The sequence below is a fragment of the Segatella copri genome (genome assembly GCF_026015625.1).
In the GTDB taxonomy this organism is placed as follows: domain Bacteria; phylum Bacteroidota; class Bacteroidia; order Bacteroidales; family Bacteroidaceae; genus Prevotella; species Prevotella copri_H.
Map to the genome: position 1 here is coordinate 2,192,751 of NZ_JAPDVG010000001.1, position 24,543 is coordinate 2,217,293.

General features: G+C 46.9%; 17 protein-coding genes. 7 read left to right on the plus strand and 10 right to left on the minus strand.

The window, feature by feature from the left end; translation table 11 throughout:
• Positions 1 to 55: 55 nt before the first annotated feature.
• From ONT19_RS09425 to ONT19_RS09440, 4 genes are all read right to left on the minus strand, one after another.
• Positions 56 to 802 (minus strand): ZIP family metal transporter, encoded by a 747-nt coding sequence (locus tag ONT19_RS09425; protein ID WP_264952620.1) that lies wholly within the window; start codon positions 800 to 802, stop codon positions 56 to 58.
• A gap of 188 nt (positions 803 to 990) precedes the next feature.
• Positions 991 to 2,298 (minus strand): phosphopyruvate hydratase, encoded by a 1,308-nt coding sequence (eno, locus tag ONT19_RS09430; RefSeq protein WP_264952619.1) that lies wholly within the window; start codon positions 2,296 to 2,298, stop codon positions 991 to 993.
• 165 nt (positions 2,299 to 2,463) lie between these two features.
• Complete coding sequence (gene trxA, locus ONT19_RS09435) at positions 2,464 to 2,946, minus strand: thioredoxin (protein WP_153114417.1); 483 nt, start codon at positions 2,944 to 2,946, stop codon at positions 2,464 to 2,466.
• A gap of 106 nt (positions 2,947 to 3,052) precedes the next feature.
• Positions 3,053 to 3,760 (minus strand): SIMPL domain-containing protein, encoded by a 708-nt coding sequence (locus ONT19_RS09440; RefSeq protein ID WP_118154522.1) that lies wholly within the window; start codon positions 3,758 to 3,760, stop codon positions 3,053 to 3,055.
• Positions 3,761 to 3,982: 222 nt separating this feature from the next.
• On the opposite strand from ONT19_RS09440, the gene ONT19_RS09445 reads away from it, so the two are divergent.
• Both ONT19_RS09445 and rbr read left to right on the plus strand, forming a co-directional pair.
• A complete protein-coding gene (locus ONT19_RS09445) occupies positions 3,983 to 5,611 on the plus strand; it encodes a Na+/H+ antiporter NhaC family protein (RefSeq protein ID WP_264952617.1) in 1,629 nt (542 codons plus the stop codon).
• A 158-nt stretch (positions 5,612 to 5,769) separates the two neighbouring features.
• On the plus strand, positions 5,770 to 6,312 hold the full coding sequence (gene rbr, locus ONT19_RS09450) for a rubrerythrin (protein ID WP_264913237.1): 543 nt from the start codon (positions 5,770 to 5,772) through the stop codon (positions 6,310 to 6,312).
• An 81-nt stretch (positions 6,313 to 6,393) separates the two neighbouring features.
• Here rbr and mutY read toward each other — a convergent pair whose 3' ends face one another.
• Genes mutY through ONT19_RS09470 form a run of 4 tightly spaced genes read right to left on the minus strand, consistent with a single transcriptional unit; the run spans position 6,394 to position 10,478 of the window.
• Entirely contained in the window at positions 6,394 to 7,434 is a 1,041-nt protein-coding gene (mutY, locus tag ONT19_RS09455; RefSeq protein WP_264952615.1) for an A/G-specific adenine glycosylase, read from the minus strand.
• Between the two features lie 35 nt (positions 7,435 to 7,469).
• Positions 7,470 to 8,723 carry a mechanosensitive ion channel family protein gene (locus tag ONT19_RS09460; RefSeq protein ID WP_264952614.1) on the minus strand — a complete coding sequence of 418 codons (1,254 nt, stop codon included), beginning with the start codon at positions 8,721 to 8,723 and terminating at the stop codon, positions 7,470 to 7,472.
• A 39-nt stretch (positions 8,724 to 8,762) separates the two neighbouring features.
• Complete coding sequence (gene dacB / locus ONT19_RS09465; protein WP_264952613.1) at positions 8,763 to 10,043, minus strand: D-alanyl-D-alanine carboxypeptidase/D-alanyl-D-alanine endopeptidase; 1,281 nt, start codon at positions 10,041 to 10,043, stop codon at positions 8,763 to 8,765.
• Between the two features lie 30 nt (positions 10,044 to 10,073).
• On the minus strand, positions 10,074 to 10,478 hold the full coding sequence (locus ONT19_RS09470; RefSeq protein ID WP_264952612.1) for a hypothetical protein: 405 nt from the start codon (positions 10,476 to 10,478) through the stop codon (positions 10,074 to 10,076).
• Between the two features lie 233 nt (positions 10,479 to 10,711).
• Between ONT19_RS09470 and nadB the strand changes: the two genes are divergently transcribed.
• From nadB to ONT19_RS09490, 4 genes are all read left to right on the plus strand, one after another.
• Complete coding sequence (nadB, locus tag ONT19_RS09475) at positions 10,712 to 12,301, plus strand: L-aspartate oxidase (protein WP_117693492.1); 1,590 nt, start codon at positions 10,712 to 10,714, stop codon at positions 12,299 to 12,301.
• A 249-nt stretch (positions 12,302 to 12,550) separates the two neighbouring features.
• Positions 12,551 to 12,898, plus strand: coding sequence for a helix-turn-helix domain-containing protein (locus ONT19_RS09480; protein WP_118067409.1), 348 nt, complete (start codon positions 12,551 to 12,553; stop codon positions 12,896 to 12,898).
• Positions 12,899 to 12,903: 5 nt separating this feature from the next.
• Positions 12,904 to 13,857 carry an IS3 family transposase gene (locus tag ONT19_RS09485; protein ID WP_264952012.1) on the plus strand — a complete coding sequence of 318 codons (954 nt, stop codon included), beginning with the start codon at positions 12,904 to 12,906 and terminating at the stop codon, positions 13,855 to 13,857.
• Between the two features lie 364 nt (positions 13,858 to 14,221).
• The gene (locus ONT19_RS09490; protein ID WP_259297490.1) at positions 14,222 to 15,520 is read left to right on the plus strand and encodes an ATP-binding protein; all 1,299 of its coding nucleotides are present in this window, start codon (positions 14,222 to 14,224) and stop codon (positions 15,518 to 15,520) included.
• 50 nt (positions 15,521 to 15,570) lie between these two features.
• Here ONT19_RS09490 and sprA read toward each other — a convergent pair whose 3' ends face one another.
• Both sprA and ruvA read right to left on the minus strand, forming a co-directional pair.
• A complete protein-coding gene (sprA, locus tag ONT19_RS09495) occupies positions 15,571 to 23,109 on the minus strand; it encodes a cell surface protein SprA (RefSeq protein ID WP_264952611.1) in 7,539 nt (2,512 codons plus the stop codon).
• 18 nt (positions 23,110 to 23,127) lie between these two features.
• Complete coding sequence (gene ruvA / locus ONT19_RS09500; protein ID WP_264952610.1) at positions 23,128 to 23,742, minus strand: Holliday junction branch migration protein RuvA; 615 nt, start codon at positions 23,740 to 23,742, stop codon at positions 23,128 to 23,130.
• A gap of 464 nt (positions 23,743 to 24,206) precedes the next feature.
• On the opposite strand from ruvA, the gene ONT19_RS09505 reads away from it, so the two are divergent.
• Positions 24,207 to 24,539, plus strand: coding sequence for a T9SS type A sorting domain-containing protein (locus tag ONT19_RS09505; RefSeq protein WP_181976445.1), 333 nt, complete (start codon positions 24,207 to 24,209; stop codon positions 24,537 to 24,539).
• Positions 24,540 to 24,543: the final 4 nt, after the last annotated feature.

Genomic DNA, 24,543 nt, shown 5'->3' on the forward strand with positions numbered 1-24,543 from the left:
TAAACCTTTTTATATGGCAGGCACCCTCTGCTATATGCTGCTCATCAGAATCTAATCATACATATTTCTCCATCAACACAAAGGTGATGAAGCCCAGGAGAAGGGCGTAGGTGGCTTGCTTCTGAAAGCCATGGGCATGGGTTTCGGGAATCATCTCGTCGCTCGTAACATAAAGCATGGCACCACCGGCAAAGCCCAGCATCACGGGGAGGAAGGTGGAAGAGGCTGAACCCAAACCGAAACCCACCAGAATACCTATCACTTCGAGCAGGGCGATGAAAATGGAAATGAAGAAGGTGCGGACTGCTGTAACACCAGCCATCATCAAAGGAGCAATAATCACCATACCCTCAGGGATGTTCTGCAGGGCGATACCGAAGGATACCCCCCACTCCGTTGCTCCCTCTGCCGAACAGACACTCACTCCAGCAGCCATGCCTTCGGGCAGTTTATGTAGGGCTATCGCCATCACGAAAAGCATCACATGACTGAGCCTGGCATTGTTGCGATGTTCCTCGGGGTCGAGTCCCGTGATATGATGAAGATGGGGAGTTACCAGATCTAGCACATTCAGGAACAGGGCTCCTGCCATCACGCCGATTACTACCAGCCACCAAAGACTGGTCTGTTCGAAGGCTGGCACTATCAGTCCCAACGTGGAAGCTGCCAGCATGATTCCGGCACAATATCCCAATACGGTGTCGTTCCATTTGTGAGGCAACTCCTTGACGAAGAATCCCAGAATGGCACCTATAATCGTGGCACCGCAAAGTCCGGCAGCACTAATCAATACGTTTGTCATAATCAATATAATATATCGAAGTTATCCAGTTAAACACATGAAGATGCAGATACATCATAGAAGAAAAAAAGCATGGACAACCCTCACAGTCATCCATGCCCATCTATTTCGTATCTGATCTATTCAGTTATTACTAATTATGTTTTGTTATGGTGAAATTGGTGTTTTCCAATTTCATATCATCATTCCTATTTCAACTTCTTATAACCGTAAGCTGCGTTATTGCCCAACTGCTCTTCGATGCGGATAAGCTGGTTGTACTTAGCCATACGGTCGGTACGGCTCATAGAACCCGTCTTAATCTGACCGGAGTTAGTTGCTACGGCAATATCAGCAATTGTTGTATCCTCGGTTTCACCAGAACGATGGGAAGTAACGGTGGTGTAACCATGACGGTGAGCCATCTCGATAGCATCCAGTGTCTCGGTAAGAGAACCAATCTGGTTCACCTTGATGAGGATAGAGTTGGCAGCACCCATCTTGATGCCCTTCTCCAGGAACTTCACGTTGGTAACAAAGAGGTCGTCACCTACCAACTGGCAACGATCGCCGATGGCAGCAGTCAACTTTACCCAGTTGTCCCAATCGTTCTCGTCAAGGCCATCCTCGATAGAATCGATAGGATATTTGGTAATCAGTTCTTCCAGGAACTTGATCTGCTCAGCAGCAGTCAGTTTTTTACCATTAGGATCCTTCTTCTTACCATCCTTCAACTGGCGATAATCGTAGAACCACTCACCATTCTCCTGAACGGCAAACTCGCTGGCAGCACAGTCCATGGCAATCTTCACGTCCTTTCCTGGCTCATAACCGGCATCCTTGATAGCCTGGCAGATGCTGTCGAGCGCATCCTCAATACCATCGAGTGCAGGAGCGAAACCGCCCTCATCACCTACGGCAGTAGAAAGACCGCGGCTCTTCAAGAGCTTAGCCAAGGCATGGAACACCTCAGCACCCATACGGATAGCCTCCTTCTCGGAAGGAGCACCCACAGGACGGATCATGAACTCCTGGAAGGCGATAGGCGCATCAGAATGAGCACCACCATTGATGATGTTCATCATAGGAACAGGAAGGGTGTAAGTATTGCAACCACCGATATAGCGATACAATGGGATATGGAGATACTCAGCAGCAGCATGAGCCACAGCCAAAGAAACACCGAGGATGGCATTGGCACCCAGATTAGACTTGGTCTTGGTACCGTCGAGTTCCAACATCTTATAATCGATGGCACGCTGCTCCAAGGCAGAAAGACCTACCAAAGCCGGAGCTATCACCTGATTCACATTCTCCACGGCCTTCAAGACGCCCTTGCCGCCATAGCGGTTCTTGTCGCCATCACGAAGTTCCAAAGCCTCGTTCTCGCCAGTGGATGCACCAGAAGGAACCGATGCACGACCAACGACACCTGACTTCAATGAAACTTCAACCTCTACTGTAGGATTGCCACGAGAATCCAAGATTTCTCTTGCATGAACATTTTCGATAATCATAATACTATAATACTTTTAATTACGTTAAACATTTTTTCCGAGTGCAAATTTAGGTATTATCTGACAAATCTCCAAATTTCGGGCATCATCAAAAGTAGGTATTCGCCCGAAAATACCTACATATAGGTAAGGAGAGGCATGGAAATTTGAGATGCTACCAAATTGTCATTTTATTTTAATTTTATCAATCAGTCCTTCGAAATCCTCCTTTTGCATAGCACCCATCTGCACAGATGGTTTGCCTTTCACGGGGATGAAGAGGAAGGTAGGGATGCTGCTGATACCGAAAACAGAAGCAAGTTCGGACTCCTGGTCGATATCCACCTTATAGAAATCTATCTTGCCAGCATATTTCCCGGCGAGAGATTCCACTACGGGAGCCATCATCTTGCAAGGACCACACCAGGTGGTATAGAAATCGATGACAGCAGGACGGGAACCGGCGAATACCCATTCATCCGGATGAGCCTCGTAATCCATAATCTTTTTTCTGAAATCAGATGTGGTAAGATATTGCACCTTGGCAGTTTCAGTTTTCTCAGACTTCCCTACAGTCGTTTGAGGAGAAACAGCAGGTGCTTTCCTGTTCTGAGAACAAGAAACAAGAAATGGTAGAAATAAAACAACTGCTAATATAATTTTCTTCATAGTTTTTTCGTTGCTTTAATTTGAGAGGGTATGCCATTAGGCTATAACCCACCCTCTTATTACAATTAATCACTAATAAATAATCACTATTCACTAATCACTACTCCTAATCCTTCAAAGAATAAGTAACGGTAGTTACAACCCTTACCTTTTTAATATATGGGGTATTGGAATCGCGGTCTTCGATAGAGAACTGGCCCTGGTCGGCATTCATAATCTTGTCTATCTTACTCTTGCTGTTCTCAGCAAATTGGGTAGCAGTCTGCTCAGCATTCTCTATCGCCTCCTGCATCATTTTAGGTTTCATCTGACGGAAGGCAACATACTCATACTTCACCGGATTCTCGTAACCACCATCCACAATAGCAACCCCCTTCTGAAGCAGATCACCCTGACGGGCAATGATACTGCGGACCAGTTTCACATTCTTCGATGTAACCGTGATGATGGAAGTAATGTTATAACGATAGCCCTGTCGGTTTTCGCCATACCGTTCAGCATTGAGGTCGATGACCACAGGCGCATTCACATTGATTTCATTAGCCTTAACACCATTCTCCACCAGGAAGTTTCTGATGGTTCTCGTGGTGGCATTGATTTTTTGATAGAGTTCAGGCAGGTCATTGCCTATTTCCTTGGAAACGATAGGCCACGTCACCTTATCAGCCTCCACCTCCTTTTCGGCAAGGCCTTTCACTACAACCTTTCGGTCTTTACTAATCACACTTTCAAGTCCCGACTTGATACAAAATCCAAGCATGATGATGCCGATGGTTAAAATCACGGCTTGCTTAATACCAGAATTGATGTTCATAATTAGTCCTCCATTATTAAGTTGTTAAAATTGAGTTTCCATTCTATCTCAGATTGAATTGCAATTTGAGTTTTCAAAGATACAATAAAAATATAGAAAAACGACACTTTATAATGATAAAATATGCTAAAACTGCCCATATCAACCCATAAGCACCATTTTTTCTGCCAAAAAGCTTGCATATATTACCAAAAAAAACTACCTTTGCCCAAAAACAATAAAATGGATTACAACATGATTGGGACCGCATGGTCGTTACTGCCTCCTATCGTCGCCATCGCTCTGGCGCTGAAGACAAAGGAGGTCTATTCTTCTCTTTTTATCGGTATCATACTGGGTGCCGTTCAATATTGCATTTCGATGGGAACAGGTTTCGACGGATTCCTCGTTCACCTGACAAACCACACTGTAGGTGAAGGCGATGATGCCAAGGCATACGGTTTGATACATTGCCTTTCTGACCCATGGAACGTGGGCATTCTGGTGTTCCTGGTGGTATTAGGCAGCATCGTTTCATTGATGAACAAGGCGGGAGGTTCGGCAGCTTTCGGCCGTTGGGCTTCCAAGCACGTACACTCGAAGATTGGCGTACAGATTGCTACCATTCTGCTCGGCATTCTGATATTCATCGATGATTACTTCAACTGCCTTACCGTGGGTTCGGTGATGCGTCCTATCGCTGTGCGCAATGGTGTTACCAAGGAGAAGCTGGCTTATCTCATCGATTCTACAGCCGCTCCGGTCTGCATCATCTCCCCTATCTCGAGTTGGGCAGCTGCGGTATCGGGCTTCGTATCGGGTGGAGAGAACGGACTGGCACTTTTCTGCAAGGCGATACCTTTTAATTTCTACGCATTCTTTACCATCCTCTTTATGTTTGGTATTGTGATACTGGGCTTCGACTTCAAGGCGATGAGCAAGTATGATGCAAGACTGAAGGAATGGTACGAGCGAACCAATGGCGGGAAACTCGATGAGGTGAGCGATACCAAACTGCAGATTGTTGAGCACGGTGTGGGAGCCAAACAGGAAGAGGATTCCAAGAACAAGGGAACCGTGAGCGACCTGGTAATTCCAATCATCATGCTGATTATCTTCTGCATGGCGGGCATGGTATATTCGGGCGGATTCTTCGATGCCGATAATGCCAACTATCTCAACTTTGTGGATTCCTTTGCTGCGAGCAATGCCTCTGTAGGCTTGGTAATCGGTTCATTGGCTGCCCTGATTCTTACCATCATGATGTTTACCATTCGCAAGACCTTGCCTTTCGATGAGGCGATGAGTAGTCTCATCAAGGGTTTTGAGGCGATGGTACCAGCCATTCTGATTCTTACTTTGGCATGGACGCTGAAGAGTATGACCGACTCGCTGGGGGCGGCAGAATATGTATCATCGGTTGTAGCAAGCAGTGCCTCAGAACTTCAGATGCTTCTTCCGGGCATCATCTTCCTGGTAGCAGGCTTCCTGGCATTTGCAACGGGTACTTCCTGGGGAACCTTCGGTATTCTGATTCCTATTTGCATCGCCGTATTCCCTGGTGCTGATCCTTTGCGCATCATCTCTATCTCGGCATGTATGGCTGGAGCGGTGTGTGGCGACCATATCTCTCCTATCAGCGATACCACCATCATGGCGAGTGCAGGAGCGGAATGCAAGCATGTGCATCATGTATCATCACAGTTGCCTTACGCCCTGACTGTAGCCTGTGTGAGTTTCTTCACCTTCATTGTGGCAGGATTCACTCATACGCTGGGTATGGTAACGAGTGCCATCATCTCGTGGATATTCGGTGTTGCCATGCTTGGTTTTGCTTTATTTTATTTAAATAAGCGCCAAAAAGCTAAATAGTTCTTAATTTATTTGTATATTTGAAATATTTTCAATTTCTTTGCATAAGAAAAGCTGCACTCGGCAATTTGAAAGCAAGCTTTCATTGCGCTCGTTTGCATTTTCTTTGCAAAAGAATTTAATAAAGAACATATTAATAACTTAATACAGAATACATTATGAAGGAATTAAAAGGAACAAAGACAGAGAAGAACCTCCAGGAGGCTTTCGCTGGTGAGTCACAGGCTCGTAACAAATATACCTATTTTGCAAGCAAGGCAAAGAAGGACGGTTATGTACAGATAGCTAATATCTTTGAGGAGACAGCTGCTAACGAGAAGGAACACGCTAAGTTGTGGTTCAAGTATCTGGAGGGCGGTGCTATCCAGGATACAGAGAAGAACCTGGAAGCTGCTGCCAATGGTGAGCACGATGAGTGGACCGATATGTATCCACGCATGGCAAAGGAGGCTCACGAAGAAGGTTTCGAAGAGATTGCAGCTAAGTTTGAGATGGTTGCTGAAATCGAGAAGCATCATGAGGAGCGTTATCGCAAGCTCTTGAAGAACGTGCAGGATAAGCTCGTCTTCTCTCGTGACGGCGACTGCATCTGGCAGTGCTCTAACTGCGGACATATCGTAGTAGGCAAGAAGGCTCCTGAGGTTTGCCCTGTCTGCAACCACCCACAGAGCTACTTCCAGATTGAAGCACAGAATTACTAATTCTTGCTTGAGACGAAATATCTAACAGAACATATATAAATAAGAGAGGGTGTGTCATGGCCTTATGACACACCCTCTTTTTTATGATTTAGCTTGAACCATTTCCAACATGATTTCTATCAATCTTGGAACACCATACTGTTCTACCTCGTCCTCTTTCACCCAGATATAATCATCAGGGAGCAGGGGGCGGGTTTCTGTTTCCTGCAGATAGAAGTCGGCAAGGAGGATGCGATGGGTAAGTACATGCTTCACATCCTTAGCCAGGAGAAAAGGATTATGGACAAAGGCAGGCAGTTGCGGAGCATCTGATGCGTTATATGGTTCCCACAATCCTTGCCAGATATCACCCTCGCCGCGACGGTGGATAGCCACATCGCCTTTACACCTTATATATATATAGGAGAGATGGCGCGTTTTCACCTTCAGTGTCTTGTTCTTCACCGGCAACTCCTCTACCCTTCCTGTTCTCAACGCCTCACAGGTTTCGGCAAGCGGACAGACAAGACACTTCGGAGATTGGGGAGTGCACTGGATAGCCCCGAAATCCATCATGCCCTGGTTATAGGCAGCAACAGGCGATAATGCTGTATCAGAAAGTTGCTGAGCAGACGAAGCAGGCAAGAGTGATTGAGCCAACGCAGCAAACTCTTTTTTCCCCTGCGTTGAATTGATAGGAGTATCTATTCCGAAGTAACGTGAAAGAACCCGGTACACATTGCCATCTACTACTGCCGCCGGAATATCAAAGGCAAAAGAACCGATGGCTGCTGCAGTATAATCGCCCACCCCTTTCAGGGCTTTGATACCTTCAAGCGTATCAGGAAAATGACCGAGCACCACAATCTGTTTGGCAGCAGCATGAAGGTTGCGGGCTCGCGAGTAATACCCCAATCCCTGCCAGAGTTTCAAGACATCATCCTCGCTGGCAGCAGCCAAGTCTTCAACCTTGGGATAGGTCTTCATGAACCGCTCCCAATATTCCCATCCCTGTGCGATGCGGGTTTGCTGAAGGATGATTTCGCTCAGCCAGATGGCATAAGGATCCTTGGTTTCGCGCCAAGGCAAATCCCTACCATACTCACGAAACCAACGGATAATGACAGCCGAAAAACTATTCATAAAATTCAATGTTCAAATCTCAATGTTCAAAGTAATTACTGTTCCGGATATTGCTCGTAAATCTTCAGACCGAATTCATTCGCCAAGGCATAGGCATGCTCCATGATATCGGCGAGAATGTGCTCATAATTCACCCATACCTTATCCTTGATGAAGAAATAGAACTCGATAGGGAGACCGCATGGCGTGGCTTCCATGTGGCGCACCATCAATGTGAGATCGGTATTGACCTCCGGACGCTGGCGCAGATACTTCTCCATGAATTTACGGTAAAGCTGGAGATTGGTAGGGGCAAGGGCTGCAGGATTCTTTAAATCCTCAATATCCTTCCCTTCTTGTATATCTTTATCTATCGCCTTCTGCAACGACTCCTTCAACTTAAACGAATCTTCGGTGGCGAAATGCCTGGCAAGCAGATTACGTTTTAATGTCTCATCCACCAGACGGACACTACGGAAATCGAAGTAAACCACGCGCTTCACTCTTCGTCCACCACTCTTCTGCATACCAATCCAGTTCTGGAACGAACCATTCACCAGGGTAGTAGGCGAAATGGTAACGATGGTGTTATCAAAGTTGCGCACCTTCACGGTCGTGAGTGACATATCCTCAACGATACCATTGGCATCCACCGACTTCACCGTAATCCAGTCGCCCTTATGCAACATATCATTACTGGTAAGACGCACACCAGCCGCCAATCCCGTGATGGTATCCTTAAAGACCAGCATCAGGACAGCCGAGGTAGCACCCAAACCGGCAAAGAGGGTCATCGGGTTTTTGCCTAGCAGGATGGCAATCACCACCACAGCAGCCACGAAGAGCATCAATACCCTGAGAACACCGCAGAAAGTATGGAAATACTGCTGAGCCGACGAGCGTCGTTCCTGAGAATTCTCCAGTCCTTTGAAAGACCCGATGAAGACCAGAACCGTACGCACCGACATCACCACGATATAGATGCCCGTAGCCCGCTCCAATATCTCCTTGAATATCGGATACTCCAGATAAATCAGTGGCATGAGCGACCATATCACCACAGCCGGCACAATATGGCAAGCCGAGGTGAGCACCTTCTTGTTCAGCAGCACATCATCCCAAGTGATGTCCGTCTTATCAGTAATCTTACTGATGAGCGGAACCAGTATCTTGCGACACAGGAAATCGCTCAGCATCGCCAAGAGGATGGCAGTAATGGTGAGCAAGATATGGCGTAGCATGGGCACAAAATCGCCGGTGACTCCTGCCCATGTAATCATTTCATCTACAAACTTACGAATTTCCTCCATAAAACTATTAACTATCAACTATAAACTATCAACTAACGCTCACGGTTGGCAGAGCAAAGTACATACTTTATCTGCAAAGTGTCTGGCATTATTGCCATGCATGATACCATTGTTGATGATGGCGAAACAGAGTTCATGACCATTGGCTGCGGTACAGTAACCCGCCAATGAGATGATGCCCGTCAGCGTACCCGTCTTTGCTTTCACATTGCCATGCACAAAACTGTTCTTCATACGCTTCTTCAATGTACCGTCAACCCCACCGATAGGCAGCGAATGCTTCAGATGGTCCATGATGTTGCCGTTGAGATAAGCATAACGCAACAACTTCACCTCCAGTTCGGCACTGAGATAATTATAGAGCGAAAGTCCCGAGCCGTCAGCCAGTTTATATCTTGCCGGATCGAGTCCTATCTTACGGATAAGCTGTCTTTCCACATTCCGGGCACTCTTGGCACTCGCCCATTTATTGCCCGTAGAAGCCGCAATCTGATAATACATGCTCTCGGCATAGAGATTATCACTCTCCTTCATCATCTTGTGCAGAATCTGATCCATCGTATGGAATCGGGTACAGACCGTAAAGGCACTCGCAGGGCAAGTCTTCTCTGAAGCCCCAAAGCAGGAATAGTCGATGCCCTCCTCACGGAGCTTGGCAAGAAACTTATCCATAAAGATGTCCTTGCGCTGGAACACCAGTGGCGAAAGCACCGGATTGTCATCATCCCAGCACCAGCCTTCACCCAACAGGTCGGCATCCTTCAAAGAACGGTCGGCATAGATGCTGCCACGGATGGTATCCACTCCCATTTCCTTCAGACTATTGACAAATGCCGACATATCATCGCTGTTGAAACGGGGATCCATACCGCCTATACAATAGATATTCCCCGTCAATACTCCATTCTCAATGGTACCGGTATATTTCAGAGTGGTTTTAAACTGGTAAGAACCGCCCAACTTATCGAGCGCCGTAATGGCAGTCAGGAGCTTCATCGTACTTGCCGGACGCATCAGCTGTCGTTCATTTCTCTGATAGATACAAGAGTCAGCAGACAGGTCCCAGACCATCAGTCCTACCTGTGATGTTTCGAACATCTTGCTTTCAAGGAGTTTATCAATACCCACCTTCACCGATTCGGGCCAAGGCAATTTCTGCGCGAGCGTATCCGCAGCCAGGGAGTCAACGAGTGCAGAGTCGGCAACATCCTCCTCATCAACCGTTTCTATTCCCTCATCTTCAATCACATTCTGGGCCTGCACCGGTACGGATATCCATACCATCATCAGACCCAACATCATATATATTATCTTTTTCATCACAATCAGTTCACCTGAACTTAAAAGAAATTATTTATTTTTGATTCTCTCCATAAATGCCTCTTCATTATCCGGCTGAACGGTCACTATATTCTTATGCCCGTATTCGATGACCACACAATGGTCAAATCCGAAGAAAGTCTTGGCGATGTGTACATCAATGACATCACATAGCGGCACATTTCTGTTGGAAGAGAACCTGCCCTCATTGATGATGAGATATTCCATCTCCTCATCCAGGTCTATCGGTTTTACCATCTTGAAGGTATAGGTTGTATTCAGTATGCGCTCTATCATGCCCACGATGATGATAGCCACAAAGATACCGATGATAGCCAGTTTGACCCAGAAGAAGTAGAGAGCCAGGATTGCAAACACCGCCACACCGATACGTGCCGTCAGCGTAAAGCGCTTATGAAAAGTTCTATCTGCCATAACTTTGATTTATTACCTTATATTATTGTCGTTTTTACGACCTTTTGATAGTCTAAAAGACTATATAACCTTAAATTTCGCTGCAAAATTACAAAAAATCCCTCTCTTATTACTCATTTTAAAGATTAATTATTACTTTTGCAACGAATTAAGAATTAATTCTGAGAGAATGGGGCTGTTTTATAGATAAAAACACCCGTTCTTAAAATTGAAATTAGATAAGAATAAACTCAATGGTTTATAAGTATGATTTTCTGATTATCGGCTCAGGAGTTGCCGGTATGAGTTACGCCCTGAAAGTAGCCAGAGCGCATAAAGGTAAGGTGTGTATGATTTGCAAGACCTCGCTCGACGAGGCTAACACGTCATTCGCACAAGGTGGTGTGGCGTCAGTTACCAACTTGGAAGTGGATAACTTCGACAAGCACATTCAAGACACAATGATTGCTGGTGATTATATCAGCGATTATAAAGCAGTGAAGCAGGTTGTCACCATGGCACCGGAGCAGATCAAGGAGCTCGTGCAGTGGGGCGTCAACTTCGATAAGCAGCAGGACGGCAAGTTCGACCTCCACCGTGAGGGCGGTCACAGCGAGTTCCGCATCCTTCATCATGCAGATGATACGGGTGCAGAAATCCAGCGCGGTCTGATGGAAGCTGTGCGCAACTGTCCGGATATCGATATCAAGGAAAATCATTTCGCCGTGGAGATTATCACTCAGCACCACTTGGGTGCCCGTGTTACCCGCCGCACTCCTTATATCAACTGTTATGGTGCATACGTATTGAATCCTGATACCCAGAAGGTGGATACCTATCTGAGTAAGGTTACCGTGATGTGTACCGGTGGATGTGGTGCCGTTTATCAGACTACCACCAACCCTGTCATCGCTACGGGTGATGGCGAGGCGATGGTTTACCGTGCCAAGGGTACCGTGGCCGACATGGAGTTTGTCCAGTTCCACCCAACCGCTCTTTATCATCCGGGCGAAACCCATCCTGCCTTCCTCATCACCGAGGCTATGCGTGGTTATGGCGGCATCTTGCGTCTGCCTAACGGCGAAAGTTTCATGGAGAAATATGATAAGCGATTGAGTCTGGCTCCTCGTGACATCGTGGCTCGTGCTATCGATAAGGAGATGAAGATTCACGGATTGGATCATGTCTGTCTCGATGTAACCCATAAGAATCCAGAGGAGACCAAGCGTCACTTCCCTAATATCTACGCCAAGTGTCTGAGCATCGGCATCGACATCACCAAGGAGTATATCCCTGTTCGTCCTGCCGCTCACTATATGTGTGGTGGTATCAAGGTAGATTTGAACGGCTGCTCAAGCATCAACCGTCTCTATGCCCTGGGCGAGTGTTCATGCACCGGTCTGCATGGCGGTAACCGTCTTGCCAGCAACTCGCTCATCGAGGCTGTGGTTTATGCCGAGACTGCTGCCAAGCACAGTATTGAACATGTAGATGAATACGACTTCAACGAGAAGGTACCAGCATGGAATGATGAAGGTACTTTGACCAACGAAGAGAAGGTGCTGATTACACAGAGCGTGAAAGAGGTGGGCGAATGCATGAGCAACTATGTAGGCATCGTGCGCAGCGACCTCCGTCTGAAGCGAGCATGGGACCGTCTCGATCTTCTCTACGAAGAGACAGAAAACCTCTTCAAGCGTGTAAAGGTAAGCAAGGAACTCTGCGAGCTCCGCAACATGATTAACGTGGGTTATCTCATCACCCGCATGGCGATAGAACGCAAGGAGAGCCGTGGTCTCCACTATACCATCGACTACCCTGTTCATGCTTACGACAAGAAATAAAGTTTTTTCAAGCTACCATATAAAGCCGCCAGGATATTCTCACACGATATCCTAGCGGCTTTTTCTTTGCCTATGCTGCCCCTCAAAAAGTAGACACAGAAAGGTGGAAAACTGATGGAAAATGATTACCTTTGCAAGCAGATAGAGTTGTGTGCCCTGTAGAGAGGGCGTAGCCCGAACGTAAGGGCACACAACTTGCCGAAGCACGGTTATCTTATCGTCAAGTATTCACCAGAAAGGAAACTTTTTATGGCAAAGCATTTAAATCCATTGGAAAAGGAGTTCTTGATTCGTAAGTTCAAGGGAAACTCCAAAGTTAAGCTCGGTGATTTCTGCAGGGCAAACAATGTCTCGGAAACTTCTTTTAAGAAGTGGCTGAAGCAATATGAAGAAGCAGGCATAGAGGGGTTGGCTCGTGCTGATGCTGAGATTGGGAACATACTTCCTGAGGGCATTGACAAAACCAAGGAGGGGTATAAGCGAGAAATCCTACGCTTGCGTATTGAGAATGAACGGCTCAAAAAAAAATATCTGGTGAGGCAGAACGAGGATGGGCAAACGGAGTATGTTCGTTTAAAAATGAAGAGTTCAAAATAGTGGACATGCTATCGCACGAGTATCCTGTCAAGGATATCTGCAAGATGATGGGAGTAAGTCGGTCGGGGTATTACAAGTGGCTTAGAAGAGAGCCTTCATCCCGTGAGATCAATCGTGAGTTCATGGTGGGTGTGGTTGAGGACATACACTCGGAACACCCAACACATGGCTACAGGTGGGTGGCGGCGTACATAAGAATCAATTTACAGTTGAGTATCAGCGACAATTTCTCTTATAAATGCTTCCAATATCTTGGTATTCAGTCACAAACGAGACACAAGATACATTACAAACCACGTAAGGTAAAGGATAAGTACCCCAACCTCATTTATTCCACGTGGGACACGGTAGACAGACCTCGACAAGTTATCGTCTCTGACATGACAGTCATCAAATACTCTTGGTTCTTCTTTGAGTTGACCATGTATTTCGATGTCTTTACGAAAGAAATCCTAACGTGGCATGTGGCTGAGAGACGTGGACATAGAGACCAGTACATTGATGGGCTAAATGATGTCATCAACCTGTTGAAGGGCACAGATGAGCCAACTGTTCTTCATACGGACCAAGGTAGCGTGTATGCTTCACTCGCCTATAATGAGCTGATAAAGGACACGTTGATTGTGAGGTCTATGTCCAGGGCAGGAAAGCCTACAGACAACCCTGTGAACGAATCCCTCAACGGATGGATAAAAGAGGAATTGTTCATAGACTTCAAGATTGAGACATGTAATTCAAGAGAGGAGTTCGAGGAGGCCTTGGACGCATACGTGGATTATTACAATGAGAAAAGACCATGTTGTGCTATCGGCTATGATACGCCAAATAATTACAGGAAGAGGTTTTATAAAGGGGAGCTTCCAAGAAAGGACACTTTTGGGAAGCGAGAGGCTAATGCTACACCGAAGTTCGTCACAGAACGGAAGAAAATGGCTGGAAATGAGAAAAATAAAGAATAATGTTCACTTTTATAAAGAAAAACTTGCAAATATGGATGAGATTGTCTACTTTTGCAAATGAAAAGGAACGAAATTTGATAGATATGTGTACTTTTAAAAATATAAATAATTAATAATCATTTTTTGTGTCCACTTTGGGGAACTGCTACACTACAGGAAAGTTCAAATTCTTAATGACATAGATGACCACACTTTTGCAGCAAAGATTTTGGTAAAACGACATAAATCGCAAAAATAAATTTTGGTAAAACGACATATTTTTGCTAAAAAGATTTTGGTAAAACATATTTTTTATATAACTTTGCACCCATAAAACATTGAAAATATGGAGAATAGGGTATTCAAGAGAAAAATATATAGCCAAATGGCTGAATGGAAGGAAATTTCCAAGGGAAGTACAGCCCTCCTTGTAGAGGGTGCTCGCCGTATTGGAAAGTCAACTATCGTAGAAGAATTTGCCAAGAATGAATACGAATCATACATTATGATAGATTTCAATGAGGCTTCCAAGGAAGTGAAAGCACTCTTTGATGATCTTATGAATATGGATTTCATTTTTCTTTTCCTGCAGAATGCTTACAATAAAACATTGCATGAGCGAAAGTCGGTTATCATCTTCGATGAGGTACAACAATGTCCGAAAGCCCGACAAGCCATCAAGTATTTGGTAAAAGACGGTAGATATGACTATATAGAGACTGGCTCACTTATCAGCATACATAAGAGCACTAAGGACATTAGCATCCCTAGCGAAGAACATCGTATCGAGATGTTTCCGATGGATTACGAAGAGTTCAGATGGGCCATGGGGGACACGGCTAGCGTGCCTCTGCTGCGTCAAGTTTTCGATAAGAAAATATCTCTAGGCGAGGGAGTCAACAGATTGAAGATGAGAGAGCTACGCCTATATATGTTGGTAGGAGGAATGCCACAAGCTGTCAATGCTTATCTTAACACTAACAATCTACAGCAAGTAGATACCGTAAAGCGACAGATTCTCCAACTATATGCTGATGATTTCAGAAAGATAGACCCATCGGGCAAAATATCCAAACTATTCATGTCTATCCCAGCTCAATTGAGCAGGAACCAGCTCCGCTATCAGCCTACTTCTGCTGTAGGAAGAATGGCTGCTGAGAAAATAGATGAGTTGATACTCAACTTAGAAGACAGCAAGACTGTTAACATTGCGTACCACACGGATGATCCGAATGTAGGAATGCCACTGACGGCCAACATCAACAAGTACAAACTGTACATAGGCGATACGGGACTATTCGTAACTTTGGCTTTCTGGGACAAGGATTATACGGAGAACATCATCTACCAGAAACTGTTGAGCGACAAGCTATCCACCAACATGGGATACGTATTTGAGAATCTGGTTGCCCAAATGCTGAGAGCCTCAGGCAACAGACTCTTTTACTATACTTTTCCAAAGGATGCCACGCATTCTTACGAAATCGACTTTTTGTTGTCACGCGGCAGTAAGTTGTGCCCTATAGAGGTCAAGTCGTCTGGATACAAAACGCATGCCTCGCTTGATGCTTTCTGTCAAAAATTCTCCAACAGGATAGTAAATCCGTACTTGGTTTACACCAAAGATCTGCAGAATGATGGGCAAACACTCCTGATTCCGATTTACATGACCCCATTCTTATAAAGCAATGTTTTTTTATTGTACCTTTGCACCTCAGTTGGACGATAAAAACATCATCTCGTCAGCGAGAACTTGATGCTCAGACCGAAATCCTGTGTGGTGGTAGGATAACTGCTGCTCGACAGGAGCGGTGTGTTGGTCTGACGGTCATAATAGAAACTCATGGTAAGGAGTTTGCTGAAGGTATAATCGGCAGAGAAACTCAGTTTCAGAGCATTGTTGCCGCTGCTGGCACTGCTTACCATTGAGGCAATATCACGAACGATGGCTGCCTGCTTGCGGAAACTGAAGTCAAGACGTAGATTCAGATCATGGTTGGTACCATTCTGAACCGTCTTGGTGGTCGACGCATTCTTATTGGCTGCATTCTTGTTGCCGCCCTTCGACTTGGAACGGGAGGCCTTGGCGCCCCAACCGAAAACATCGAAGTTGTTGATGCGGTAACCCATACCGATTACCCAGTCCTTACTCAATGCCTCGTTCAGCTGCACACTCGTCATACTGAGGTTCAACACACGGGTCTGGCGATATTCTGCCTTCACCGTCATATTATTGTTGAATGTGACATCCATACCCAATAATGGCGAGAACGACTCGTTGATACTTACCTGCGAAATGTTGAACATGCTGCTTGGAGATGGATTGCCCGTAGTGGCATCACTCACGAATCCGAGACCGTTCATATACTCCTGGAAGGTGCTGTAACTGTTGTAGCTGCCAACTGCAAAGACGCTCTTGTAAGAGTGGTTGATGTTGATACTCTTAAAGTGCTCGTTGAACCAAGGCAGACGTCCCAGTCCACTATAACGGATAGTCCAGTTTGGCAACATCCGGCTCAAAGCTGGGAATACCGAGAGCGAATTGCCACCCATCGAGGTATAAGCCTTGAGGAAGGCAGGAATCATGACATCGCTGCTATACTGGTTGACCGGCGTGCGGGAAGCATCAAACTTGCCGCCAGCCAGAGCCGAACCAGCCGGATAAACAGTTCCGGCATACTGCGCCTCTACCCTATCTCTGAAACCAGCCAGCGAGTTGACAAACTTCTCGAAGGTCTTGCTGCGATACCCCGAATTGGCATTACCCATTCCCTCGAAAGCCGAACCCAGCGAGATGGTAGTCATCTGGAAGGCTCCACTCTGGGTAGTTGGCGTTCCTTCATACATATACTGTATGCTCTTCTGCGTGGTCTTGGTACGTGTGGCAGAGAGATCAATCTTGAAATCCTTGACAGGCTCCAGGGTGGCACGCAACGTAAGATTATCCGTCTTGCTGGTAGTAGCTGGTGTTGCGATACTGTCGTTGCAGAGCAGCCAGTCGTTGTTTCTAGCCTTCTCGATATAATCGTCACCAACCATACCGAAGGCGAAGTCAAGACCCGGTGCCATCTGTCCCACCTTCTTCTGTCCGAAGGCATCACCCACACTAGGCAAGAAGCCCGGCAGGGTGAGCTGATAGCTGCTGCGATAGTTGATGCTCACATTGCGCACCATCATTGCCAGGCGACTAGCCAACTGCAATCCCTTATACCATTTCTTATCATCAAGCGGTTCCTTAGCCAGTACGGAGAGTTTCACCTTCATGGCAGTATCTACCTTTGAGATGATTCTGATCTGGTTATTATCCACCTTTTTATATTTAAGCGGGAACACTTTGCCGTCTTCCGTCTTGGCATTCACTATCAGTCGCTTGGTATTCTTGCCGTGGCGTATCTTGAATGTGGTATCAGGCAGGAGGGTGATTTCCCGTTCGAAGGCACGCTTGTTCTTAGGCAGCGCCTTCTTCGGATCTGCCGCCTGTTCCTTTGCTTCCTGCTTCTTTTTCTTTTTTTCCTGCTTCTTGCGCTGCATCTGTGCCCTACTCTGGGTACGGTCAAACTTATCGTTTACCTTCTTCAGGAAAGGCACATGGTTGTAGAGTTTCACCAGGTTGAAGTTTCCGTTCAATGTCAGTTCGCGCTGGGTATTGATGGTATTTCCATACGAGTTGCCCTCCCCATCCTCTGTACCGCGCTCCCAAGAATAGTTGGCATTGTAAGAGGCATCGCTGTTCACCCAGTCGAAGACAGGCAGCAGATTGAGAGGCACCTTGTAGGATGCCTGGAAATTCTGACTGTAGTCGAGCGGTGCACCCCAGTGGCGGATGCTGGTCCATACGGAATCCTTCCAGGCATGATACTGGTCGGCATAAAGATCCTTGTTGACCGGTGTATATGGTTCCTCTATCTGTGCATGGGTAGCACTCTGGAAGTTCATGTGCAGGTTCTTGGTCAGATCCCAGTTGATGGAGAACTCACGGTTCCAGAGGAACTGTTCACTGAAGGTGAGCGGCAACTTGGAGTCTACTCCGGCAGCTCCACTCATCAGGGTTTCCATATCGCGCTCCTGCAACTCGTAGTAGTCGCGCGTCATCTCGGTATTGAAGGCTATGTTCTGCGGCAGCCAGTTCAGTCCGAAACGTTTCAGAATGTCGAGCCACTTACTCTTGTTCTTCAGTCCCTTGAATGGTTCCCATGCCTTATAAACCGGGCTCCACGAATAATCCAAGGCTCCGCGCCAGTTGTCCTTGCGCTCATACATCGTCGTTTCACCCGTAGTATACTGATGCTGATGACTGTAGGTGAATGAGAAGTTGGCTGGATCGTATGGCATCGGATGACGCTTGGTAGCGATACCCACCCGGGCATTCGAGATGGAGAAGTTGGTCTGCGTAATCTTGGTGGCAGCGATATTCTCGATAGAATCGCGCTCATGCTTGGATCCGGCGGCATCGAGGGCATCCTTCAACTCCATATCGGTATCCAGCGGATTATACTTAGGAGTGGTCTTCTCCTTGGTAACACTATAATATAAAGGTATGCTCACCTTCGCCTTGTCAGGGAAGAACTTACCCATTTCGAGCGATGTGGTCACACTGTAGGTTCCGTAATTATCGGTAGTGCGACTTGCCACGCCATCTTCCAGACCGCCGAATCCCTCGCTGATGTATCTGCCGGTGGCATTCACGCTACCCAAATCGGAGAGTTGTACGTTAAGGTTGGCATTGGCAGCCCAACCACCCGAATTATTATGTTCCTTGAGTCGGAGTTCGTTTATCCATACCTCACCGCTCTTGATGTCGGCAGAATTGTTTCTCACACCCAGCATCATGGTCTTCACTTCGCCGAGACTCGGATTACCCACGATGGTAATCTTGTTCTGCGGATGTTCTGCATCCATCATGGAATAAGGAGCGAGATAAGAAGCCACGCCCTGTGCCTTCGCCTTGTTGCGGTTTTTCTTCAATGCCGTAAAGACGCTCAGCGGCACATCGAGCATATTCTCCTCAGGCCATACCGCCTTACAGTCGGCTAGCACATAGCGATTGTAGTTGGAGCGTGGCTCGGTGAGCTTCAGCGGGATTTCATACTCGTAGTAATTGTTCTTGTAATCACTACCCAGACGGATGAAGACTGAGAGATCACCATCCTGCAGACGGGTGGTATTCTGCTCCAGGGCATTGGCATGGGCAAACACCTGGATGCGCTTGTACTGGCGCAGATCAAGGGTAGAATTCTTGTAAACCGCCTTCGCCTCGCCTGTGCTCATATTCTTGACCACCAGACTCAACGCTTGCTCGTTCGCCTCAACCAACTGAGGCTGACTAGGATCCTGTTCGCGCCTGATGCCCGGAGGCAAGACATAGTTGACCGGTGTCTTCTCGCCGTTCTCCTCAAGACTCACGCTGCTTGCGTCAAGGGTTCCGCCACTGGCTGCACCGAGCGGCTGATCATAGGTACGCCACTTGCCCATCACGAGGTCGAAGGTACCGAAACGCAGCACGATAGGTTTCTTGAAACCGGTGAGGAACATACGCATGAAGCGGATGCTGGAGAAATCGTTGATGTTGCCCTGACGGCTCTCAAACTCATCGATAGGTATGCGGAACTGATACCAGGTAACGGTAGACTTGGTATTATCACGCCAGGTCTGGCTGTATTCACGCTTATCTACAATATGATTGTTACCCACCACGAGATCTTCCGGACGGATGCTGACACGGTACTGGAAGTATTTCTCATATTCGTTGAGGGTATAATCCTGGTTGATATCCTCGACATCCGGCGTTGACTTATAAGAAGTATCATAGCTCTCAGAACGGCTGTCGCTGTCAGGCGAGTTGCCCTGAGGATTGTTGATATACTTATATCGCTGCAAGATAGGAGCACGCATCTCATCCCAGTCGGAACCGCGGAAATAGTGGTAGTCATCACGTGCCGGATCGGCAAAGATGCTGTCGAACACCGCCTGGTTCACCTTGCCCTGAATCTGGTCGAGATAAGCACTCTTGTAGAATTCCTGCTCCTCGGCATCAGTCAGTCCGTTGAAACCCACATCCTGCAAGGCTCTGCTGCCACTGGTGGTAGCAAAGGCATAGGTCACGGTGCTCTGGGTAGGAATCTTACCCCACTGTGTATAGGTGTAGCTCTTGCTGCCATCTACCGGCATGCCACTCTCATAGAATTTCTTGCCATCACGCAGGATATCCTCGCTCACCTCGCCCAGGTTGATGTAGAAATCGCCACCGTAATCGGCAGCATCAGCCTCTTCGCGGGAATAGATGAACGGATCGAGCATCCAGAACTCGATGTATTCGATGTTTGCCTGCTCGAAATCGTTGGTATCCAGCTTACGCATCATTCCGCCCCAGTTGCGCTGCGGATTCTGCAGGGTTCCGTCAGCCTGCAAATCTGTTACATTGAAGTTGTATGGTCCCGGCTCGCTTGGATAGTAAGCCAGATTGAGTACATTCAGGGTATTGGTAGCGCCCTGATAACTGCTCTGGTCGCGCAATGGGAAGAGTTCCTTGGTATAGACCTCGCGGACATAATGGTTACTCAACTGCTTGAGGTCGCCCTTGATATGTCCCGGAGTGAGCGAACTTCCACGGCGGGTGAACAGCGGATCGATGGTATACCAGGCTAGGCGCGAACGGTGGAAACCGCTGCTCAGACCGGTCTTATCGCTGTAATCATCCTTGAAATTGAGCGAAGGCACACTGGATATAAACCAGGAGGTAGGAGTCGTTACATCGATGGTGGTCTTCGTACCCTCGAAGTCATCGATATAAGATGCATTGTCCTGTGTGCCGCCTGCCTCACCGGCAATAAGCTGGGCAAATTCTCCTGTAAAGGATATCTGCGATGGCTGGGTGAGGTGCAGGAATGGTATCTTGTCAAGCACATTGGTGAGCCACTGACTCTCCTTGCGCCAGTTGAGATTGATGCCCCAAAGGGTGTTCTTCAGCGGTTCAGAGCCCATGGATACCTTGGTGGTAAGCGCCTGTTCGGAGAGGTGCTGGATAGTACCGCTCAACTGGAAGTTCTTGGTAAAATCATACTCCCAGTTCAGTCCGAACATCGTTTTTCGGGTTTGTCCGAAATCGGTATTACTCTCCAGAGAAACGTTGACAGCCGTACCGGCATCGATGATGCTCTGGTTCAGGATGGTCACCTCACCGGCACTGTAATCTACCGAATAGTCGGTGCCCTCTTTCAGGGTGATACCGCCTGCCGTAACGACCACCGAGCCCTGTGGCACATTGTAGGCATCGAGCGAGATGACATTGGCTGCAGAACCCTTGAACTGTCCCACAATCTGATACTTGTTCTTTTCGGCTATCTGCTTGGCTACGGTCTTCGTACTGTCATAAAGTTCGGTAAAGGCATACTTTTCAGCCTTGTCGGCAGCCACGCCCCGCTTGACCAGATAATCACGCATATAACTGCCGAAAGGCTCTACCTTCGGAATGAACACGCGTCCATTAGAGATGGTATAGCCTTCTACATAATCGAAATATCCATTGCTGTGTGCCTTGTTGTTGTTATCCAGACGGTCGGCGCCCAGCACACGGATGATAGGCTGCTCCTTCACCTGCTGTTCAGGGATATAACTGAGATATACGCCGGTGGTATCGCTCTGGTATTTCACATCCAGGCGGAACTTCTCCTTCTCTACGGTAGAAGCCAGATAATAAACGTTCTTCATCATCAGCCCCCAGTTGCCCTGTCGCGGATTGTTGCTGGTATTCTTGAGCGATTTCACGAAGAGTGCCTGCTTGGTATCGCTGAGATCGGATGCAAACTCGCCCACCTGATAGGTAACGCCTCCCGATGTATACTCATAGGCTACGGCAAGTACCTGGTCGGTCTGCAGACTGGTTTTCAATGAGATATAACCCAAGGCGGTATTGACTGTATACTCAGAAGAATTGAGCAGACGGGCACTCTCCAGTTTCTCATAATCGGCTCCGCCAACCAGTCCGCCTCCATCGAGAGTGGTTGCAGCCTGGTCGATGTCACGGGCAGCAGCATACTGTCCTGTCATCGCCGCATACTCAGTATTCGCCTGGTTAGAAGGCACCTGTCCGCTCGCCGCCCACATCGGGTTGCTCAGTTTCTGGTTCTCGCCCAGGTCGGTCAGGGCTACGATGTTTCGGGTATTGGTGGTATTGCCGGTTTTGTTGGTAACCCACACTTCCACGCGGTTGATGGTGATGCCCGTGGTGAGATTAGGAAGTTTCTGCATCCAGGCATCATAATGGTTTCTGAAATACTGGGAGAGGAAGAAGTGGCGGTTCTCCTCATAATCGGCTACATTCAACTCAAAGGGGGTGAGCTGCACACCGCCCCTGGTAGATACGCTCTTCGATGCACTCTTTTTCTGCGAAGCTACCATCTGCAGCTTGAGTTTTCCAAACTGCATATCGGTTCTAACACCAAACAGACTGCTGGCGCCTTTGATGAGCGAAGAGTTGGAAGGGAAAGAGACGTTGCCCGCCTCAACGAGTTTGATGATTTCATCTTCCTTGCCGTCGTACTTCAGTTTCATGTTCTGTGCATCGAAATCGAAGGTGGCATCGGTGTTGTAATTCAGATTCATGTTCACCTTATCGCCCACCTTTCCGTTGACGTTGAGGTTGATTTTCTCATCAAAATCCATCATCGTCGTCTTTCGGTTGCGGATAGGCAACGAAGGATTGTCGATGTTTTTCTTGTTGATACCGAACTTGAGTTCGGCAGAACCCTGAGTCTTCACTCTGATGCCACCAGGACCGAAGATTTTCTCTGCAGGTCCCAAGTCGAAGTGCATATCTGAGAAATCGAACTTCTCCTTGCCTTTTGCCTGGAAGATTTCATCGTTCTGCTTGCGGAAGTAGCTGTTGCGCTGCTGCTGTTCGGTCCATGCAAGATACTCTTTCGGAGTGAGCATGATAGGAGCCGAAAGCCAGGTTGACCCCATGCGGTTGCCGATGATATAGCGGTCGATGGTATCGTTGTAGACTACCTGATATTGCAGATTATCAGGACGTTTCAGGTCGAGCGGACTCTGATAGAGATCGCTCAGGGAGTAAGGTTGGGTGCGCTGAATCTGCCAGCGGGTATGCAACAGCGAATCGGGAATGGTATCTTCATCGAGCTGCACGGGCTGGGCTGTGCTGGTATGGGTTTTCTTTTTATCGTCCTGAAGTTGAGGCAAAGCTATCGCATAGCCGAAGGTTGCCACCATCAGCCAAGCCAATAGAAAAGATATGAATCTTTGCTTCTGTTTCATCGACAAAAAACTCCTAACTTATTTGATTTGCTTCAATGCCAGTTTCACAACCTGTTCTACGGGGAGTTCAGGCTGTGCCTTAAGGATATCTACTACTACCTTGGCAGATGGTGCCGGCGAGAAGCCGAGCATGGTGAGGGCGCTTACCGCCTCATCCTTTACGTCATTGTTTACCATCGCCACATTGCCTCCGCTGGCTGGCAGTTCGTCAGCAATGCCGAGGCTCACGATTTTATCTTTCAGGTCGATGATGATTCGCTGTGCAGTCTTCAGTCCGATACCCTTCACGGTTTTCAGCACCTTGTCGTTACCTGTAGAGATGATTTCACAGAGTTCGCGTGGCGAGAGTGAAGAGAGAATCATACGGGCTGTATTTCCGCCTACTCCTGAAACGGTGATGAGGAGGCGGTAGAGTTCACGTTCCTGTTTGGTAGCAAAGCCGAAAAGGGTGAAAGAGTCATCTCTTCCACCAGCCACCAGCACTTCGTGAACATAGAGCTTCACTTCCTGTTTGCCCTGAATGGCAGTATATGTATTGAGCGATATATTGAGTCCGTAGCCCACTCCCGCAGTCTCAACAATAGCCAGCGCAGGTGTCAGCTCTGTCAGATCGCCATGAATATATTCTATCATTTTCTTTTTCTCCTAATTAAATTTATATATTAATAACGTGCGGAGGGCGGGATTATTGTAATAGAGTTCCATAAAATTACGTCCCGACGTGCAAAGCGCATCGGGAGGTATTGAAAGAGGATGAATGATGTTTCGCAACAAAATAGCGAAACTGTAAGGTTCTTGCTACGGATACTTTACAAATCTCTGCTTATTCATATCTAAAAAACTATGATTTTACTACTTTAATAAAAAGTGAAGAATTCACTGTAACTCTAACATCGACAAATGCTCGCAAATTCAAGTCTACGATTTTTTCTTTTAAAAAGTTTGTCGATTACAAAAAAAATCCTTATATTTGCAGCCAAATTGCAATTTAACTTCTAATATTAAAGCGTATGATACGACTATTACTGTGCTGTAGTTTCTTACTATCAAATATTGTATACACCCACGCTCAACATACGGTGTACAAATATGACAATATGGGGAATTGTATCTCTAGAACATATGAGAATCTTTCTGTTGAAAGCAAAAAGCTTCAAAAGAAAGACTCCATTTCTACTTTTAATTTAACGAAGATAACAATATTCCCAGTACCTTATGTATCTGATGCTATAAATGTAAACTTTTTACCTAACAAAGCAACGAATCCATTAACATATGCTATCACTAATATGTCAGGACAAGTCGAATTAAAAGGACAAATTCTTGGGTCAACATACTCCATCACAGTATCAGACCTCGCACCAGGCATATATATATTAACTGTTTCAGATTTGAATAAAAGAGTTTCATATAAGATAATCAAAAAATAATTCA

What these genes read in the sequence shown, in the direction of transcription:
- ONT19_RS09425 (WP_264952620.1), bottom strand. Translation starts at nt 802, where the DNA reads ATGACAAACGTATTGATTAGTGCTGCCGGACTTTGCGGTGCCACGATT.
- eno (WP_264952619.1), bottom strand. Translation starts at nt 2,298, where the DNA reads ATGATTATCGAAAATGTTCATGCAAGAGAAATCTTGGATTCTCGTGGC.
- trxA (WP_153114417.1), bottom strand. Translation starts at nt 2,946, where the DNA reads ATGAAGAAAATTATATTAGCAGTTGTTTTATTTCTACCATTTCTTGTT.
- ONT19_RS09440 (WP_118154522.1), bottom strand. Translation starts at nt 3,760, where the DNA reads ATGAACATCAATTCTGGTATTAAGCAAGCCGTGATTTTAACCATCGGC.
- ONT19_RS09445 (WP_264952617.1), top strand. Translation starts at nt 3,983, where the DNA reads ATGGATTACAACATGATTGGGACCGCATGGTCGTTACTGCCTCCTATC.
- rbr (WP_264913237.1), top strand. Translation starts at nt 5,770, where the DNA reads ATGAAGGAATTAAAAGGAACAAAGACAGAGAAGAACCTCCAGGAGGCT.
- mutY (WP_264952615.1), bottom strand. Translation starts at nt 7,434, where the DNA reads ATGAATAGTTTTTCGGCTGTCATTATCCGTTGGTTTCGTGAGTATGGT.
- ONT19_RS09460 (WP_264952614.1), bottom strand. Translation starts at nt 8,723, where the DNA reads ATGGAGGAAATTCGTAAGTTTGTAGATGAAATGATTACATGGGCAGGA.
- dacB (WP_264952613.1), bottom strand. Translation starts at nt 10,043, where the DNA reads ATGAAAAAGATAATATATATGATGTTGGGTCTGATGATGGTATGGATA.
- ONT19_RS09470 (WP_264952612.1), bottom strand. Translation starts at nt 10,478, where the DNA reads ATGGCAGATAGAACTTTTCATAAGCGCTTTACGCTGACGGCACGTATC.
- nadB (WP_117693492.1), top strand. Translation starts at nt 10,712, where the DNA reads ATGGTTTATAAGTATGATTTTCTGATTATCGGCTCAGGAGTTGCCGGT.
- ONT19_RS09480 (WP_118067409.1), top strand. Translation starts at nt 12,551, where the DNA reads ATGGCAAAGCATTTAAATCCATTGGAAAAGGAGTTCTTGATTCGTAAG.
- ONT19_RS09485 (WP_264952012.1), top strand. Translation starts at nt 12,904, where the DNA reads ATGCTATCGCACGAGTATCCTGTCAAGGATATCTGCAAGATGATGGGA.
- ONT19_RS09490 (WP_259297490.1), top strand. Translation starts at nt 14,222, where the DNA reads ATGGCTGAATGGAAGGAAATTTCCAAGGGAAGTACAGCCCTCCTTGTA.
- sprA (WP_264952611.1), bottom strand. Translation starts at nt 23,109, where the DNA reads ATGAAACAGAAGCAAAGATTCATATCTTTTCTATTGGCTTGGCTGATG.
- ruvA (WP_264952610.1), bottom strand. Translation starts at nt 23,742, where the DNA reads ATGATAGAATATATTCATGGCGATCTGACAGAGCTGACACCTGCGCTG.
- ONT19_RS09505 (WP_181976445.1), top strand. Translation starts at nt 24,207, where the DNA reads ATGGGGAATTGTATCTCTAGAACATATGAGAATCTTTCTGTTGAAAGC.